General features: G+C 48.2%; 18 protein-coding genes. 2 read left to right on the top strand and 16 right to left on the bottom strand.

Features of this window, described 5'->3' with window-relative positions; genetic code table 11:
* Positions 1–130: 130 nt before the first annotated feature.
* From DHAF_RS00760 to yabP, 11 genes are all read right to left on the bottom strand, one after another.
* On the bottom strand, positions 131–823 hold the full coding sequence (locus tag DHAF_RS00760; RefSeq protein WP_005809742.1) for a DUF881 domain-containing protein: 693 nt from the start codon (positions 821–823) through the stop codon (positions 131–133).
* The gene (locus DHAF_RS00755) at positions 823–1,533 is read right to left on the bottom strand and encodes a DUF881 domain-containing protein (RefSeq protein WP_015942600.1); all 711 of its coding nucleotides are present in this window, start codon (positions 1,531–1,533) and stop codon (positions 823–825) included. The genes DHAF_RS00760 and DHAF_RS00755 overlap by 1 nt, the downstream gene beginning before the upstream one ends.
* A gap of 86 nt (positions 1,534–1,619) precedes the next feature.
* Positions 1,620–2,069 carry a nucleoside-diphosphate kinase gene (ndk, locus tag DHAF_RS00750; protein ID WP_015942599.1) on the bottom strand — a complete coding sequence of 150 codons (450 nt, stop codon included), beginning with the start codon at positions 2,067–2,069 and terminating at the stop codon, positions 1,620–1,622.
* Between the two features lie 11 nt (positions 2,070–2,080).
* Entirely contained in the window at positions 2,081–4,054 is a 1,974-nt protein-coding gene (gene ftsH, locus DHAF_RS00745; protein WP_015942598.1) for an ATP-dependent zinc metalloprotease FtsH, read from the bottom strand.
* A gap of 142 nt (positions 4,055–4,196) precedes the next feature.
* A complete protein-coding gene (gene tilS, locus DHAF_RS00740; protein ID WP_015942597.1) occupies positions 4,197–5,615 on the bottom strand; it encodes a tRNA lysidine(34) synthetase TilS in 1,419 nt (472 codons plus the stop codon).
* Between the two features lie 22 nt (positions 5,616–5,637).
* A complete protein-coding gene (locus DHAF_RS00735) occupies positions 5,638–7,749 on the bottom strand; it encodes a SpoIIE family protein phosphatase (protein ID WP_172625443.1) in 2,112 nt (703 codons plus the stop codon).
* Between the two features lie 252 nt (positions 7,750–8,001).
* Entirely contained in the window at positions 8,002–8,388 is a 387-nt protein-coding gene (locus DHAF_RS00730) for a S1 RNA-binding domain-containing protein (RefSeq protein WP_005809726.1), read from the bottom strand.
* A 122-nt stretch (positions 8,389–8,510) separates the two neighbouring features.
* Positions 8,511–8,837 carry an FtsB family cell division protein gene (locus DHAF_RS00725; RefSeq protein ID WP_011458941.1) on the bottom strand — a complete coding sequence of 109 codons (327 nt, stop codon included), beginning with the start codon at positions 8,835–8,837 and terminating at the stop codon, positions 8,511–8,513.
* A complete protein-coding gene (locus DHAF_RS00720) occupies positions 8,806–9,045 on the bottom strand; it encodes a sigma factor-like helix-turn-helix DNA-binding protein (protein WP_015942594.1) in 240 nt (79 codons plus the stop codon). Before DHAF_RS00720 ends, DHAF_RS00725 begins: the two co-directional genes overlap by 32 nt.
* Positions 9,046–9,253: 208 nt before the next feature.
* Positions 9,254–9,742, bottom strand: coding sequence for a spore cortex biosynthesis protein YabQ (yabQ, locus tag DHAF_RS00715; RefSeq protein ID WP_041271907.1), 489 nt, complete (start codon positions 9,740–9,742; stop codon positions 9,254–9,256).
* Between the two features lie 76 nt (positions 9,743–9,818).
* On the bottom strand, positions 9,819–10,088 hold the full coding sequence (gene yabP / locus DHAF_RS00710; protein ID WP_015942592.1) for a sporulation protein YabP: 270 nt from the start codon (positions 10,086–10,088) through the stop codon (positions 9,819–9,821).
* 1,029 nt (positions 10,089–11,117) lie between these two features.
* Here yabP and DHAF_RS00705 point away from each other — a divergent pair.
* Positions 11,118–12,068 (top strand): IS110 family RNA-guided transposase, encoded by a 951-nt coding sequence (locus DHAF_RS00705; protein ID WP_041271906.1) that lies wholly within the window; start codon positions 11,118–11,120, stop codon positions 12,066–12,068.
* A gap of 86 nt (positions 12,069–12,154) precedes the next feature.
* Entirely contained in the window at positions 12,155–12,343 is a 189-nt protein-coding gene (locus DHAF_RS26290; protein ID WP_242659917.1) for a hypothetical protein, read from the top strand.
* Between the two features lie 199 nt (positions 12,344–12,542).
* Here DHAF_RS26290 and DHAF_RS00695 read toward each other — a convergent pair whose 3' ends face one another.
* The 5 genes from DHAF_RS00695 to DHAF_RS00675 form a co-directional block, all read right to left on the bottom strand.
* Positions 12,543–12,815, bottom strand: coding sequence for an RNA-binding S4 domain-containing protein (locus DHAF_RS00695; protein WP_011458940.1), 273 nt, complete (start codon positions 12,813–12,815; stop codon positions 12,543–12,545).
* An 87-nt stretch (positions 12,816–12,902) separates the two neighbouring features.
* Entirely contained in the window at positions 12,903–13,178 is a 276-nt protein-coding gene (locus DHAF_RS00690; protein ID WP_005814866.1) for an HU family DNA-binding protein, read from the bottom strand.
* 57 nt (positions 13,179–13,235) lie between these two features.
* Positions 13,236–14,717 (bottom strand): bifunctional methyltransferase/pyrophosphohydrolase YabN, encoded by a 1,482-nt coding sequence (yabN, locus tag DHAF_RS00685; protein ID WP_011458939.1) that lies wholly within the window; start codon positions 14,715–14,717, stop codon positions 13,236–13,238.
* 126 nt (positions 14,718–14,843) lie between these two features.
* Positions 14,844–15,386 (bottom strand): stage V sporulation protein T, encoded by a 543-nt coding sequence (gene spoVT, locus DHAF_RS00680; protein WP_011458938.1) that lies wholly within the window; start codon positions 15,384–15,386, stop codon positions 14,844–14,846.
* A gap of 324 nt (positions 15,387–15,710) precedes the next feature.
* Entirely contained in the window at positions 15,711–16,658 is a 948-nt protein-coding gene (locus DHAF_RS00675) for a peptidylprolyl isomerase (RefSeq protein ID WP_005814873.1), read from the bottom strand.
* Between the last annotated feature and the right edge of the window lie 2 nt (positions 16,659–16,660).

The following is a 16,660-nucleotide window of genomic DNA, read 5'->3' as shown; positions in this document are numbered from 1 at the left end:
TTCCAGATCCTTGAAAACTCCAGTCCAATTATACTAATTCGGCGAGAAGAGAAGATTCCCTGCTTGGATTAACAATAAATTTTTTGAAAATTATAAAATCTCGTTTAGAGAAAAAAATGCCAGGATAGACCTAAGATTCAGGGCTTTTTACAGGTGATACTCCTTTATAGGATGGAATTTGCACGGTTTTTCTGGACACGCTGACACTCATCCCTAATTGCTTTAACCGCTGGGCTTTCAATTGCGTAAAATAGTCCAGGAGCTGGTCCTGATTACCGATGGCGAGAATTTCATAAGGAACTCCTTCCGTACGGGTAATGGGGACCTGATTAATCAGCTTCGTGGAAGTCCCGCTCAGAACAATAGCTGAGGAGGCCACAACCCGCTGTCCGTTGACGCTAATTGCTTCCGCTCCGGCAAATTTTAAGGTATTGATTATTTCGAGCAAGTCCTCATTGCTCATCGGAAGCACGACTTTATGCTCCTGTTGCCGGTCATCAATGGTAATCACGATTCCCGGGCCTTGGACATTCACCGTACCTTCCATCATCCGATAGCGGTCCAACTCGGCGAGAAGAGCCGGGCTGGTTCCCCCTTGTGTTCGCGCTTCTTCCAACTGGGCTGTTAAAGCTGTGTGCTGCTCTTTGAGAAGCTTGTTTTCCTCTTGAGCTTCGGCCAGAAAATCTCTGGCGGAAGCGGCCCTTTGGGCCTGAATTTTCTCCAGTTCCAACACGCTTTTTTGAGTCTGCATCTGCAGCGTGAGTAAAAATCCTAAGACTAGGGCCACCAAAGTCAAGGGTATGGCCAGGGTACGCTTCTTCATTATTTCGCCTCCTTCATAGGTTCAGAGTAGCGAAATTGCTGAGCCTTGCCTGCCGGTATGACCAGGGGCTCCGTGGGCACCTCAAGTTTTCTTGTGATTCCATATTGTTCCTGATACTCACCTAAGCGATCCCAAAAATAAAAATTCAAAGAAGACTGCAAATAGTTGACATCCCCTACGGCTTCAATCACATAAGGAGGCATTTGGCGGGTCTGGCCAATCTGAATAAAGGCTCCGCTGCAGAAAATTTCTGTGTTGCCCGTAATCCGCTGCCCATTGACCGCGACGGCTTCAGCCCCTCCATGCCAGAGCAAATTGACAATTGTACGGATATATTCTTCGTGAATCACATAGTATTGGATATCCTCGTTGTTAATATCCCGATCCTGTGCATCGTCAAGCGTAATTCGAAGACCGGGTCCGGTGACCTTGGTCAGTCCGGCATTGCGTTTCGCTGTGTCCAGTTGTTCGAGTACGACTTTCGAGGCATTCTGGCCCGCTTGAAATTTAGACAAGTCTTCTTTAAGTTTGCTAATATCATTTTTCAATTGCTCGTTTTCCTGGCCGATTTGAATAAGTGAAGCTAGGGTTGTATCTGTTCTCGCAGTGGATCCTGCCGCCCCTGTAGTTTTCAATAAGGATATGAAGAGAATGCCTAAAATCAGGCTGGCCACCGTAAGCATCATTTTGCCGTTTTTCGGCAAGTTCATGGCTAATACACCTCTAACTCTTATCAAGAATTATTTTTTGAAAAAGGACACCGAAGTCGGTGCCCTTTTTCAATTTACTCTCTATTTTACTCGCTAAGCCACTCTTCTCCAGCTTTGCGATAATCACAAAGCTCTTCGGGTCTAAAATAGAGGGCAATCTCCCGTTCTGCACTGGCTACAGAATCTGAGCCATGAATCACATTGCGGCTGATATCCATGCCAAAGCTGCCGCGGATCGAGCCGGGATTGGCATTGGCAGGGTTGGTGGCTCCCATCAGTTCCCGAGCCAGAGCCACGACATTTTTGCCTTCCCAAACCATAGCCACCACCGGAGAAGACATAATATATTGAACCGTGGGCTCAAAAAAGCTTTTCCCTTTGTGCTCGGCATAATGTTGCTCGGCCAAAGCCTGATCAACACTCATAAGCTTCATTCCTACCAGTTTGCACCCTTTTGCTTCAAAGCGTGCGATAATTTGCCCAACCAACCCCCGCTGTACAGCATCAGGCTTGAGCATGATGAAGGTCTTTTCCATAACATCCTCCCCTAGTCAATCTTATTTTTTTCTTCTTCTAAGGTTGACCCGCTCAATCCCTCGGCTTCCGTCCTGTCTTCTCCCTCCACGGAGGTCTCCCCTGTGGCGGGAAGAAGATCATCATGTTCCGTTGTATTATTTTCAGTCTCCGACGGCTCCGAGACTTGTGCGGTTTCCACTGGTTGATCAAAGCGGGCCATCAGCTCGGCAAATTCCTTGGCTTCGATGGTTTCTTTCTCCATCAAAGTCTGGGCAATCGCGTTAAGCTTATGCATGTTCTCCTGAATAATGGTCTGCGCCTTCAAATAGCATTCATCGATCATCCGGCGCGCTTCTTTATCGATGGAGTAAGCCACCGCTTCACTATAATTGCGATCCCGGGCAATATCCCGGCCCAGGAACACCTGACCTTCCTTCTGTCCAAAGGTAAGGGGTCCCAGCTCCTCGGACATTCCCAGTTCAGTAATCATCTTGCGGACAAGACCGGTAGCCCGCTCCAAGTCATTGGAGGCTCCGGTGCTGATCTCATGGAGAACCAGGGCTTCTGCCACCCGCCCCCCTAAGAGCATGGTGACCTGATCCAACAAATGAGACTTTGTCATATAGTTGCGATCTTCCTTAGGCAGGAGCAGGGTATACCCGCCGGCCCGTCCCCGGGGAATAATGGACACCTTGTGCAAGGGATCCGTATGGGTCAGCATTTCTCCCACTAAAGCATGACCTGCTTCGTGATAAGAAACCAATTTCTTTTCATAGTCACTGATGACCCGGGCCTTTTTCTCCGGTCCGGCGATAACCCGTTCCACAGAATCCTCCAGAGCATTCATTTTAATCTCTTTTTCATTGCGGCGAGCAGACAGCAGGGCCGCTTCATTGACAAGGTTGGCCAGATCCGCTCCGGTAAATCCCGGCGTGCGGCGGGCTAAGACATCCAGCTCCACATCGTTGTGCATGGGTTTGCCTTTAACATGGACTTTTAAGATTTCCTCGCGGCCTTTGACATCGGGAACATCCACCACTACTTGGCGGTCGAAACGCCCCGGCCGCAACAAGGCGGGGTCGAGAATATCAGGGCGGTTGGTGGCCGCGATAATGATGATGCCTTCATTCCCATTAAAACCATCCATCTCAACGAGCAGCTGGTTCAGGGTTTGCTCCCGCTCATCATGACCGCCCCCCAGACCGGCGCCTCTTTGCCGGCCTACCGCGTCGATCTCGTCGATAAACACGATGCAAGGGGCATTCTTTTTGGCTTGTTCAAATAAATCACGCACCCGGGATGCTCCCACCCCGACGAACATCTCTACAAAGTCCGAGCCGCTGATACTGAAGAAGGGAACCCCCGCTTCTCCTGCCACAGCCCGGGCCAAAAGAGTCTTACCGGTTCCGGGAGGGCCAAAGAGCAGCACTCCTTTGGGAATTTTAGCTCCCAACTCATTAAATTTCTTAGGGAACTTGAGGAATTCCACAACTTCTTCAAGCTCTTCCTTCACCTCGTCGGCTCCCGCCACATCGGCAAAGGTCACCTTTTTCTTTTCATCCGTCACCAGTTTAGCCCGGCTTTTCCCGAACTGCATGACCCGGTTGCCGCCCCCTTGGCTCTGCTGCATCATAAAGAAGATAAAGCCGCCGATTAACAGGAAAGGCAGTACCGTGGTGATCAAACCGGCCCACCAAGGAGTGGTGACCGGCGGATTGACCCGCACGTTAACTTTATGCTCGTTCATTTGCGCAGACAGATCAACATCCTTTGCTTCACCGAGCACTACATATTGCTGACCGTCTTTGGTTTTAACTTCATAGGTATTGACATTATCATCGGTACTGATTACAACTTCTTCAACCTGACCCGTAACCACCGCCTCATAAAATTTGGTGTAATCCATATCCAAGGGCTGAGTCGCCGGTGGGTTGGCAAATCTTATGAGCATAATCGCAATGAGAATAATCAGTAAATAAACAGCAGCGTTTTTGAAAAATTTCAAACGTCTGGTCCTCCCCTCTTCTGGAAAAAAATGTCCCATCATACAAAGACAATATTACATATTATACCACGAAAAAGCCCCTTTTACAACGAACCCAGCCTTTCTTCTTCCTTCCCTTTTCGTGATTCATCCATTGCCGGCTTCAGCATTTGATAAGAACGCCGACAGCTCCCTTTCCCTGTTCAATGGGATAGCGATCTCCCCTCTTCACTCCGGGTATCCAGAGAATTTCATTGCCCATGGCCAGGAGAGGAATCACCGGTCGGTGCTTAGCCGGAACTTTGGCATCCTGGAAGACTTTTTTCAGGGATTTATGCCCTAATCCTGCAATCCACAGGCAGTCTCCCTCCTGCCGATACCGCCATTGCAGCTTTTCACTGTTTCGTATCAAGCCTGGCCCGTCGAAAAAGACTTTATCCACACATTGGCCCGGGTAATCATTGTCTTCTGCTTCTTTCTCCAGGCAGAAAAGACCAACCAGCCAATTCACCCCCGCCTCATCCCGCCAGGGGAGCCACTCACCCCAATGGGCGCCGACAGGCAAAGAGGGCAATAAGATATCCGGGGATTCATTAATAGACTGCCCCCAGTCCGCCCTTTGAAACCATACCCCTTGATAATCTATCCCAATGTTCAGCCCCGGCAGATCCTGGCTCCAGCCTACCTGGCCCTGGGAAGCCATCACCTGCTCCACATACTGAAAAGCTATTCCCCGGGGTTCTCCGGAAACCAGGGTGGCAGCTCTGCGAATCAATCGGGATAAAATAGCTTTGGGAAGTTCAAAGATTGTTCTGCGCAAACCCACCCTTTGCTCTGTGTCTAGGATGGCCCATCTCTTCCAGGCTGACTGGACTTCTTCTTCCAGGTATTCCTCATCCCAACGCAAAACTTCAGCCGTACGCCCTAAAGCCTCGATAATCTTAGGGTTATACTCCCGCTGAAGTTCCGGTAACAGCTGTAAGCGAATTTTATTCCTGACATAGATAGGTTCCTCATTAGAATGATCCAGGGCATAGGGTAACTTCTCATTTCGACAATATTCAAGGATATCCTCCTTGGTGACTGTAAGAAGTGGACGAATCAGCTTACCTTTTTGCGGATAAATTCCTGCCAATCCCGCTGTACCGCTGCCCCGCAGGAGGCGGTACAGTACAGTTTCCGCTTGATCCCCGAGATGGTGGGCTGTGGCCAGCAGGGTGCAATTTTCTTTCCTCATATCTTCCTGCCAACAGGCATAGCGCCATTCCCGGGCAGCCGTCTGAAAGGATTTTCCCACCGACTTAGCATAATTTTTGGAATCGAAACGATGAATAAGACAAGGGATTTCCCAATCCCTTGCCATATTTTGTACCATCTTCTCTTCATCATCCGATTCCTCACGCACCCCATGATGAACATGGGTTATAACGAGAGTAATCTTCTGCTCCTGCTTGTCCTGAATATAGCGCCACAATATATGGGCAAGAGCCACAGAATCCGGCCCTCCCGATACAGCAGCCAGAATCCGGGAGCCAGGCGCAATGAGCTGCGGCAATACCTGCTGCTTTAGTTTTTCATACAATGCCCCTTACCCTCCTTGCGGCTCAATGAAAAATGTTCTTTTTCACCACCAGGACAATTCCGTCGTCCGCCAGGTCGTTGCCGCTCATAGCCCGCGCTTCCTGCACGATAGCCTCGGCCAATTCCTGGGCGGTCTGGGGATGCTGGCGATCCAAGAATTTTTTCAACCAATCCTTCCCATCTTTTAGTATATCCTGAATTCCATCCGTAACAAGCACTAAATACTCATCCGGGCGTAATTTTTCTTCGATAACAGGAATCTCCACATGATTTAAGATCCCTACCGGCAGGCTGGAGGATTGAAACATATGGACTTTATCCTCGCGGACAATATAGGAGGGGCAGGCCCCCACTTTGATCAGCTTGAGATCATCGGACTCACAATCAAGGATACCAATATCCAAAGTAACAAAGCTTTCTTCCGGAGAGCGCAGAACCAAAATGGAATTCAACGCCTGAATGGCACTTTCCGGTTCAAAGCCTGTGGTCAGGAGCTGCTCCAACAGATTCAGGGCTGTGGAGCTCATCTTGGCCGCCCCTTCTCCCACTCCCATGCCATCACTGACGATGAAGGCATGCTGGGTCGGCGCAAAGGCCAAGGAGGCATAATTGTCTCCGGATATACTGTTCCCCTTCTTCGTAAAAGAGGCCACTCCCACATCCAAAAATTGCTTGCGCCGCCGGGCCAGGCTGGCCGGTTTGACCTGCTCCACATTGTGGCGGGCATTAAGTTCCTTGGCCAGATGCCCGATAACTTGGGAAACACTTTGAAATTGACGGGCCAAGGCTTCCTGATTGGCCGTCAGCCGGGAGCGCCAGGATTCTATGCTTTTTTCATGCTCCATAATAAACTGGACCCCCAGCAGCATTTCTTTAAGCTTCCCGCAATGCCGCTTCCATTCCACAGGGAGATTTTGAACATTAACTTTTTCTTCTTCCCGTTCTACCCATTCGAAGAGATTGAACAGCAAATGGTAGGTCCGATAAAACTCCCGGGTCCAGCAGGTGTCCAGGGTGGGGCAATTTTTGCAGACTCTTTCCACTAAAACATTCATCAGCTCCGGAATCTCCGGTTTGGATTTTCCTACTTCAGCCTCAGCCGCCTGAGCACTGTAGGCGATCTGATCAAAAATCTCCGCGACGGTCTTGACCTTGGTCACCGTGGACTCTACTTCCGGCATCGGCTTGTCCTTTAAAAAATCATGTTGGGAAGTGGTGCTGGGGAAAAGTGAAAAAAGCAACAGGCCAATACCTGACGATAATAACTGGGAATAAAGCACCTCCGGCTGGAGGTAGACAGTGAACATCAGGGTAATGCTCATAAAGGCCACACCAAGACCCAGTTTTCCCAGCTTCTGAAAAGCTCCGGTGCCAAAACCGGCCAGACCGTAAATTCCGGCAGCCATCAAATTCTGGGGATTAAACTCCAACTGAGGAAGAAAGCCCAACATAGCCCCCACCCCAGCTGCCGCCCCCGCACCAAAACGCTGGGCAATAAAAAGAATAAAAAAGCTCAGAACCACTACGGAGAAGTTAATCTCTTTAAACATGACGCCATGGAGCCCGCTCAATACCCCGATGAGAATGAGCAACCAGGCCATTCCCTGCTCACGGGTAAAGTTTCCCCGCCAGACCGCATCCTGATAGCGCAAAGCAAACCGGAAAACAACCGCCAGACCGCCATTAAGAATGCCGAGCACTGCGGCTTTCATTCCCAGCGAGACTTCAAATTGTCCAAAACTCAACACCGCCAGGGCAACACACCCCGTCACAAGGGCTGTGGAAATCCCCAGATAAAGGCTCTCCCGTTTGTTGCCGCGCAGCCGGGGCACGAAAAGGCTCAGAATGAGCAGAGTCAGTAGAATCTGCAGCCCGGAGGCCAGGTCCTTCAGGAACAGGGAGCTCACTCCCGCCGTCACCCCCAGCAATCCCATCATGGTCCCTTTGCGTCCATGAAGCATTAGGGCTGCGCCAAAGGCTATCCCAAAGGGGTATAACCCCAGAATACTTCCGCGGGCTATCAGCAAACCTAATAAAAAAGGCCAAAAATGTCCCTCTAAAGTCAATTTTTCCTTGCGCAATCCCTGCTTAGTTTTCAACGTCGCCCATTCCGCCATGACCTCACCTCTTACCATATAATACCAACATTATACCTGATGGCTATGGCAAAGCTTGTCTAGGGAAGGCGGAGATTTGGATTACTTTTCGACTCATTTCCTGAATATTGCCTTAATCGTCCTCTTTTCACCCTCAACCTTCAGGATACTACAACAAAAAACCCTTCCTTCAAGATATAAAGAAAGCCCGGCTTCGCCGAGCTTTATACTTTCTGAGAGTGCTAAAAAGACCGCTTTGCAGCGGTCATTTATCTTAGAGAACGTTAGCTTCTAGTATCGGCTTGATCCTCTTCCCCCGCGCTTGGATTCTGTGGCACGACGGAATTCCAGTTGCCGTTCATCGCTATCCTTAATAAACTTGGCTAATTTATCCTCAAAGGATACGGTTGGCTGGCGACGTTCCCGCGTCGTATTTTTCGGGCTCGGATTAGCCTGTTTAATCGATAGACCAATTTTCCCTTTTTCATCGACATGGATCACTTTGACCTTAACACGGTCTTGTTCCTTCAAGTAGTCCCTAACATCTTTAACATATGCATCTGCAACTTCTGAGATATGCACGAGACCTGTGACTTTCTCGGGTAATTCCACAAAAGCACCGAAATTGGTAATTCCCGTTACTACACCCTCAACTATAGTGCCAACCGCAATGGCCATACGAAGCAAACTCCTCCTTGTGATGATTTAAGTCATTATTTTTATTATATCTGTCTGCTGAGAGGACTGTCAAGATAACAAGTCTTGAGAATCCTGACATTTTGTACTAAATCATAAGTATTTTATTCTGTTTTGGGCGCAATGCGAATTTCACCCTTACGGACTAACCCTAATTGCTCCCTGGCCAGTTGTTCAATATAACTGGGAGTATTCAACTGCAGAATCTCTTCCTCAAGAAGTTTTTGCTGCTGAAGCAAATCCTCCTTCTCTTGGTTGAGCTGAGCAATACTCTGATTTACTTCTTTACGAAGTTCATAAAGCTGATAAGCAGAACTTACTAATGCACAAAAGGCAAACAAGACGACAAGCGTGGATAAAGGCCGAAAAGGTTGCTTTCTGGTCTTGGGGCGGGACTCTTTAGTTGTCGGACTCTTCTTCGTCAAGATCAAACCCTCCTAGACCTAATTCAGCTTCCGGAATAATGCACACAATCTCATAGCCCTTCCCCTTAGCCCGATTAAGCAGGGTTGCCACGGAGCTGGGGCTGAGGTGCAATTTCTTGGCAATCTGTTCCTGTGACTTTCCACTTTCCTTTAAGATAACGGCTTGCCGTTCCCTAAAGCTCAGCTTCTCCAACCCCCGAATTTCTAAATGCACAGCATACACCTGTCTTATGCGGATTTTATGTCATTTGCATCCTCACAGAGGATAAGAAAGGGTCCATTATCCCTCCCCACAAGTTATCCACAACCTGTGCTTAACTTGTGGACAAAATATGGACAACCTGAGGACAGAGACACTACAAATTGTGGACATCTTCTATTATACAGATGCCCACCCCTTTAATCAACCTCTTCTGTTAATTTTACCCATTAGTCCTAGGCGGAAAGAGGCGTTCCCAAAAACTTATCATTGTTTTGCGGGTTTTTGTTAAAGGTTTGCCAAGGAAAGCCTCTGCTATACGAAAAACCAGGAGACTAAACCAACGTAAAACAGCGTAGGGGGGCCTCATGAGAACAGCCAGTACTTTAAAGGGGAACTTCAACACCAGCAGAATAAGTCCCAGGCACGCTTCAATGAAGCGGTAGCATTTAAAGAACAGCCAAAGGGTTATCCTGCTGAGAATTCGCGTATAAAGAAACAGCCCCAACACACTTCCCCACACAATATAAAACCGAAGATCCAAATGATTGGCCTTTAAAAAGAATTTAAAAAGCAGGAACAAGGCCACAGCAGAGAAGATCAAATCTCCGACCACGGTCATTACTTTTCCCCAGCCCAGCCATTTGCGAAGGGAGCGATAAAAATCAAAAACAAAGCCCACTGCCGCACCGGCTGCAACGACCCAAATCAAGGCTTCAAAGTCAGAAATCTTTCTCCCCCCTTTCCTCCCCCGCCCAACCGCTCATGGGGTATTTCTACTTGAGCATCTAACGGAAGATTTTAGCCCAAACATTTTGCCTCGATCCCGAATTGCGGGGATATACTAAAGCATCGATCAGCCCCTCCACCTCTACTTGCCCGGCCTTGAGATCCAGATGCTTGATGCCTAATTTCTCCCCTTTGATGCTCAGTACCCCTTGAATGGTTTCCAACAAAATTTCCTTGGGATCAAAGGACTGCACTTTGGATACCCCTGTCAACGAAAGGAATTGCCGATTATCCATGGCCAGCCGGTGATTGGATGGATTTTTTTCCATTCCTACCAGCCCTCCTTTTTCCATTTTTCTTCTTAAACTTTATTCTTGGCGGGGCTGATTTATGCCAGATCCGGGACAATATAAAGAAACAAGGCTCTGCTTCCGCCTCGTTTGCGAGGGGGAGAGGAGCCTTGTCTGTGGCCGGCTATTTCGCTTATTGGGGCTGTGTTTGGGGGACCTCGTCGAGCGCGCGGGGGCCCTGGGGAGATCTCCAGGATTTTGATTTACACCGGTCGCTCCATAAGCTGCGCGGACAAAACTAACGCGAAAAGCCCTCCGCTCCGAAAGGTGCCCCGCCAAATCGCTCCTGCTCAATGGCGGGTTGGAAACGTCCTGTTTCCAACCTTCTCCGCTGCGTGCTTTTCGCGAAGTTTTGTTTCCGCTCGCTTAAATTCGCTTCCCTTGTGTTAAGCAAAATCCTTGGGCTGCATTCCGGGTCTGCGTGAGCAGGGCTTTATAGGAAATGCTGAGCAAGTTGCCCTACCCAAGCCGCTTTTTCCGTCTTTACCGACGCCGCTTGAGCGGCAGGGTCGGCGACCCTAGGCAAGGCTCTGCAGAAGGCCTGAGTGATCCCAAAAATCCTTCGCAAGAGCCTCACAAAGAGCCCAGCCTTCGGGTCTCGGACTTCCCCAACCTAATCCCCCCAGGGCTCCAAGGAAAAACTGAAAGGAAACCCGCAAGCAGTAGCTTTACGTGCAAAAGCGTACGGATTTAGCGGAGGGGCGGTCAGGTCAACGAGGCTTTCTTAACGTAGCGGAGCCACGGTTCACATGCAGAAACACTTATGAAATTTCATTTCACAGAGGGGAATGAAAATAGGCGAAGGCTTTTCCTAACAGCATTAAACTGAGATAATCATAGTAAGGTGGGTGCTGTTAGCCGTTTGCTTTATGGTGGATGATACCCCGATGCAGAAACTGGTTCCAACAACATTTAAGCACAGAAGATTGTGCCACGAGCACGGGTAAGAAATTTCAAGTAGGCTTGTTGTTGGACGCACTCACCTACGTTATTAGGAGGTGATCTTCAATGGATGCTATTCTGGAATGCTGCGCGGGACTGGATGTTCATCAAGAAACGGTGGTAGCCTGTATCCTCTTTGGTTCCTTGGAATCTAAGCCTAAAAAGACGATCCGGACGTTTAGTACGACCACATCTGACCTTCTGGCGCTTACCGATTGGTTGGAAGAAGAGAAATGCTCGCATGTCGCCATGGAAAGTACCGGAGTGTATTGGAAACCGGTTTGGAATATTCTTGAGGCAGGGTCGTTTCAACTGAGTTTGGCCAATGCTCAACGCATTAAGAACCTACCCGGGCGGAAAACGGACGTCAAAGATGCGGAATGGATTGCCCAACTTCTTCGAAGCGGATTAATTCAAGGAAGCTTTGTACCACCGGCGGAAATCCGTGATTTGAGAGACTTAACCCGATATCGGAAAAAACTCCTTCAGGATGCAACCCAAGAGAAAAACCGCATTCATAAAATTTTGCAGGATGCCAATATCAAGATTACCACCTATATTTCCGATATTTTCGGGGTTTCAGGACGCAATATTATGGAGTCCCTGATGGATGGAGAAGTGATTACCGTAGAAAAGCTTAACCAGATGGTGAAAGGTAAGGTTAAAAGCAAGATACCGGGTTTAGCGGATGCTTTAAATCATCGACTGCGGAGCCATCACCGGGACATGATTCGATATTCATGGAGTCACTTGAAGTTTTTAGAACAGAGCCTGATTAACGTGGAGCAGAAAATAAGTGAATGTATGGCTCCATACCAGCAAGAGGTCGAGCTATTAACCTCAATACCCGGTATAAATCAGACGTCTTCAGCGATCATGATCGCTGAGTTGGGGGCAGATATGTCTGTCTTTCCTACAGATAGTCAGCTGTCTTCCTGGGCTGGAGTATCACCCGGCAATAATGAAAGCGCAGGTAAAAAAAAAGAGGGAGTGTTTCCGCAGGAAACAAAGCGTTAAAAGCGGTATTATGTGAATGCGCATGGGCTGCTTCTAAAGTAAAAAACTCTCGTTTATCCGCAACCTATTGGCGATGGGTTAAACGGATGGGTAAAAAGAAGGCTTTACTGGCTCTGGGACATCTGATTCTTCGGATTGCCTATCGGATTTTAGTGACGAGAGAAACCTATAGGGAACTCGGAACAGAATACATGATGGAGCGTGAGAGACAGAAGGAACAGCGTCTCATCAGACAACTTCAAGCAAAGGGCTATCAGGTTTTACAAGCCAACTGAAGAATAACCCAATGCAAAGTAGGAATCTATTTTCGTAAGAAAGCAGCGGGGTTTGGCGGGAGCTGTTAAGAAAGCGAGTGGACCAGCCCCGGAGCTATGGAGTACGCGTTGTGCGTAAAGCTACGCGACCCGAGCAAAAGCTTTCATCCTTACCCGCATCCCCTGGGCAACATGAGCGACATGAGAAGCACGAGCGGCCTTAGATCTCCTCTTGCCCCCCGCGCTTCTCATCCTTCAGCACCTCATAAAGCAGATGAGCCTCATTAGCCTTGGCACTGTTGGGTGTGGAAAGAACCCGCACTTCCAGAAGGTGGCGGGCCATCTCCAGGGTCACGATATCCCCTGGCTTAACTTCCGCCGACGGCTTGGCAATCCGGCCATTAAGCCGGATCTTCTCTCCTTCACAGATATCTTTAGCCACCGTTCGGCGTTTAATCAAGCGGGAAACTTTCAAATACTTATCAATTCGCATGGTCATCACCTCAAATATGGTGTTATCTCCAAATCGTCTATAGAGAAAAATCAGGCCCTGACGGACCTGATTTATTTCTCAAAAGCTCTATTGTTGAACAGCGTCTTTTAAAGCCTTTCCTGCTTTGAATCCAGGAACCTTGGAAGCCGGAATAACAATAGCTTCTTTGGTTTGAGGATTTCTGCCGGTACGTTCAGCACGATCTTTCACTTCAAAAGTACCGAAACCAACTAATTGAACCTTCTCGTTTTTTGCCAATGCTTCTTCGATTGAAGCAAAAACAGCGTTGACTGCTTTTTCAGCATCCTTCTTAGATACTTCAGCTTTTTCTGCAACAGCAGCCACTAAATCAGCCTTATTCAAAACGATTCCCTCCCAAATATGTATTGAGTTTCAGCGTTATATTTTCGCGATAAATACTCAAACTCCTGCTTTTATTTCTGGATTGTTGCCAATCTCTTTGTTTTTTTCTTTGCTTTTAGCTATTTCCCAATAATAATCCATCTTTTCGAGGTTCAAATCCCCCAGTCCTTCTCCGGCCTGACCCGCTAATTTTGCCATTTCTAAGAAACGCAGCTGAAATTTTCGGATCGTCTGACGCAGGGAATCTTCCGGGTCGCACTTTATGAATCGGGACAAATTAACAAGAGCAAAGAGTATATCTCCGAATTCCTCCTGGATTCCTTTTTGTTCCGCCATGGCCTCTTCTAATTCCTTTAATTCTTCATAGACCTTGGCTAAGGGGCCTTTAAGATCCGGCCAATCAAAGCCGAATTTGGCCACTTTCTTCTGGGTCTTCACCGCCAGCATTAAGGCAGGCAGACCTTTAGGAAAACTGAATAATTCTTCTTCTGCTTTTTCCCCCTTTTCCTCTTTTTTAATCTGGTCCCAATTGCTGAGCACCTCGGCAGAGTTCTGCACCCGGACATCGCCGAAGACATGGGGATGGCGGCGAATCATCTTGTCGATGATTCCCTTGAGAACATCCTGAAACTGGAATTCTCCCGCCTCCTGAGCCACTTGAGCGTGGAATACTACTTGTAATAATAAGTCTCCCAACTCTTCAGCCAAATTATACATATCCTGGGCCTCAATCGCCTCAAGAACCTCGTAGCTTTCCTCAATAAGGTAGGGTTTGAGAGAATCATGAGTCTGTTCCGCGTCCCAGGGGCATCCCCCCCGACCCCGCAAGGTACTCATAACCTCCAAAAGCTTCGTCATGGAAATGCCCTCGCCACAGGGAGGAACAACTACCGTGGTTAAATGATCAAAGGTTTGATGATCCAACTGATACAAGGGACATTGCCAAACCTTCTGCATTTTTGTTCCCAAAGCCTGAACCACATAGAGTTCAACCTCATCCGGATAGATATCCATTAAATCCAGCTTCACCTCGGAAGCAATAAAACCATCATAAACCTGAGGTATAATCAGCCATTCCTTACCGGTAATCCCGCTCCCTTTGAGGGCATCGTAATTGCGCAGCAAAAAACCTTCCACAGGATCCAGGGGTATCGCCGCGAAAAGGGGATCGAGAAAGCTCACGGCCGGATGCACCTTAACCTGAAAGCGCTCCGACAGCTTGTCCACCAGGAGCACCACACTGCGTTCAGCCACCGTGGGATGACCGGGAACCCCATACACCACTTCAGGGTAGAGCTCGCACTCCTTCTCCAAGCGACTGACAATCTCCTCATAGATCCTCTCAAAGGAATTCTCCCGCTCATACAAATAGTCAAAGGATTCCGCTTGGAGCCCCTCAGCAAGCAAATCCTGAGCACAAGGGTGATTGACCGTCCGCAAAAAAACCCGCCCGGCCTCCTTAATCATCCGGTAATCCCCAAGGGTCATCGACTCCAGCCCTGCCGGTCCCAAGCCCACCACATGCAATATATTACTCATCAACATCCCTCCTAGGCTTCCTCTAGTGTATCACACCTTGGTCCCCGATAAAAATTCATTAAAAACGGAGATGATGCTCATAAAAAATTGAAGCGGCTGCCGCCGCTCCAATCTCATTTAAAGGATTTATTGTTCCATTTGTTTGGCTAGAAAACCAGCAGCCGTCTCCACTAATTTTAATTCCAAATCACCCATCTTCACATTCGGATCCTTAGACATAAGAATCACTGCCCCAATCGGATCCCCTTCGGCAATGATTGGAGCTGCCACTTGGCTCGTTAACTTAACATGTTCCTCATCTTCATCCGGCTTACCTTCACCGGCTTTAAGCTGCACGGTCTTCCGTTCAGCCATCGCCTGCTCAATGCTGGACCAGATAGGCTTATTTAAGTATTCCTTCTTGGAAGCCCCCGATACGGCGATAATCACATCCCGATCGGCAATACATGCGATATGACCGGTCGCCTCATAAAGAGAATCCGCATATTCCTTGGCGAAGTCACCCAATTCACCAATGGGGGAGTACTTCTTAAGGATCACTTCCCCTTCTCGATCCACGAAGATCTCTAAGGGATCTCCCTCTCGAATGCGAAGTGTCCGACGTATTTCCTTTGGAATAACAACACGACCAAGATCATCAATTCTTCTCACGATGCCTGTTGCTTTCATGTACGCTCTTCCCTCCTTATAGTCATTACGTGCCGCCTGGTTTGGGGCCGTTACAGACACAGCAAGACCACCTTAAAGCTTAAGTTAATCTGACAACTGTCCTGCCTGTGGAAAATTTTGCGTTGTCTTTAACTTCATAGATAGTATATATCTGGTGATTCTCTATTATTCATTTTTTTCCATGAAGTTACTAAACTGGATAAGGAAAGTTTAGGGATCGAAAAAGATATACTTAAAAAGAATCTCTTTCTAAGTATATCTTCATTGATTTTCAAGCATTCACCTTGGATAAATCCTTGTTCTTTAATTGTTCGTTAAGGTTCGTTAAGCGGCTGGTTTATATTTTTCCGAGTACTCAATATTGGCTTTGGCTTTCTCCCGCAGTTCGTCGAAATAACCTCCGAACTTTTGAGCCTTGGCATCAGCTAAAGCATCTTCCGCCACTTGGCTTTTGACTGCTTCATAATCCGCTTTGGTAGCCGCCTTATGATCTTCGACTAAGATAATATGATAACCGAATTCGGATTTAACCGGTGTTTTCGTATAGGTGCCTACCTCTTGGGCAAAAGCCGCCTCCTCAAACTCCGGAACCATTTTTCCCTTGCCAAAAGACCCTAAATAGCCGCCGGAGCTTTGGGAGCCTGTATCGGTGGACTTTTCCTTAGCCAGCTCGGAAAAATCCGCTCCGCCGTCCAGTTGAGCGATAATGGCTTTCGCTTCATCCTCTGTCTCCACCAGGATGTGGCGGGCTTGAACTTCCTCTCCTTTACCGCCGTAGAGCTCTTGGTTATTCTCGAAGAAGGTCTTCTCCTGTTCCGGGGTTACCGTCACATCTTTGGTTATTTCAGCGGATAGAGCAAAGTAATTTTTCACTTCATCTTCCGTCATGGCCTGCTGTTTAAGCCATTCCTGATATTGACTTTCATCCCCAACCATTTGAATAATGTTCTTTTCCTGCTCCAGAATCGATGGATCATTGACATCCAGCTTCAGTCTTTGCGCTTCCTGTATGACAAGCCGGGAAGCAATCATCGCTTCAAGAACCTGGCTCTTCACTTGATTTAATGCCTCTTTGCCCTGATCGGTGCTGAAGTCCATGCCCATGCCTTCATAGGCCTTTTGTACATTGGAGACCCGAGCGGCAAAATCCTGCTCTGTGATGGTCTCGCCATTCACTTTGGCAGCCCACTGATCCCCGCCGGCGGAAGAACATCCAGTCAAGGCCAAGGTCAAAACTAATGCCGCAATTATTCCTTTACGGAAACTCCTCATTA

This window comes from Desulfitobacterium hafniense DCB-2 (assembly GCF_000021925.1).
Taxonomy (GTDB): Bacteria; Bacillota; Desulfitobacteriia; order Desulfitobacteriales; family Desulfitobacteriaceae; genus Desulfitobacterium; species Desulfitobacterium hafniense.
This window is presented reverse-complemented; position numbering and strand designations above follow the sequence as displayed.

Bases quoted from the DNA above. Each gene is read 5' to 3' on its own strand.
- DHAF_RS00735 (WP_172625443.1), bottom strand. From the start codon at position 7,749: ATGGTAAGAGGTGAGGTCATGGCGGAATGGGCGACGTTGAAAACTAAG.
- DHAF_RS00760 (WP_005809742.1), bottom strand. From the start codon at position 823: ATGAAGAAGCGTACCCTGGCCATACCCTTGACTTTGGTGGCCCTAGTC.
- DHAF_RS00755 (WP_015942600.1), bottom strand. From the start codon at position 1,533: ATGAACTTGCCGAAAAACGGCAAAATGATGCTTACGGTGGCCAGCCTG.
- DHAF_RS00675 (WP_005814873.1), bottom strand. From the start codon at position 16,658: ATGAGGAGTTTCCGTAAAGGAATAATTGCGGCATTAGTTTTGACCTTG.
- DHAF_RS00730 (WP_005809726.1), bottom strand. From the start codon at position 8,388: ATGGCCATTGCGGTTGGCACTATAGTTGAGGGTGTAGTAACGGGAATT.
- DHAF_RS00705 (WP_041271906.1), top strand. From the start codon at position 11,118: ATGGATGCTATTCTGGAATGCTGCGCGGGACTGGATGTTCATCAAGAA.
- spoVT (WP_011458938.1), bottom strand. From the start codon at position 15,386: ATGAAAGCAACAGGCATCGTGAGAAGAATTGATGATCTTGGTCGTGTT.
- yabP (WP_015942592.1), bottom strand. From the start codon at position 10,088: ATGGAAAAAAATCCATCCAATCACCGGCTGGCCATGGATAATCGGCAA.
- DHAF_RS26290 (WP_242659917.1), top strand. From the start codon at position 12,155: ATGGGTAAAAAGAAGGCTTTACTGGCTCTGGGACATCTGATTCTTCGG.
- DHAF_RS00695 (WP_011458940.1), bottom strand. From the start codon at position 12,815: ATGCGAATTGATAAGTATTTGAAAGTTTCCCGCTTGATTAAACGCCGA.
- yabN (WP_011458939.1), bottom strand. From the start codon at position 14,717: ATGAGTAATATATTGCATGTGGTGGGCTTGGGACCGGCAGGGCTGGAG.
- ndk (WP_015942599.1), bottom strand. From the start codon at position 2,069: ATGGAAAAGACCTTCATCATGCTCAAGCCTGATGCTGTACAGCGGGGG.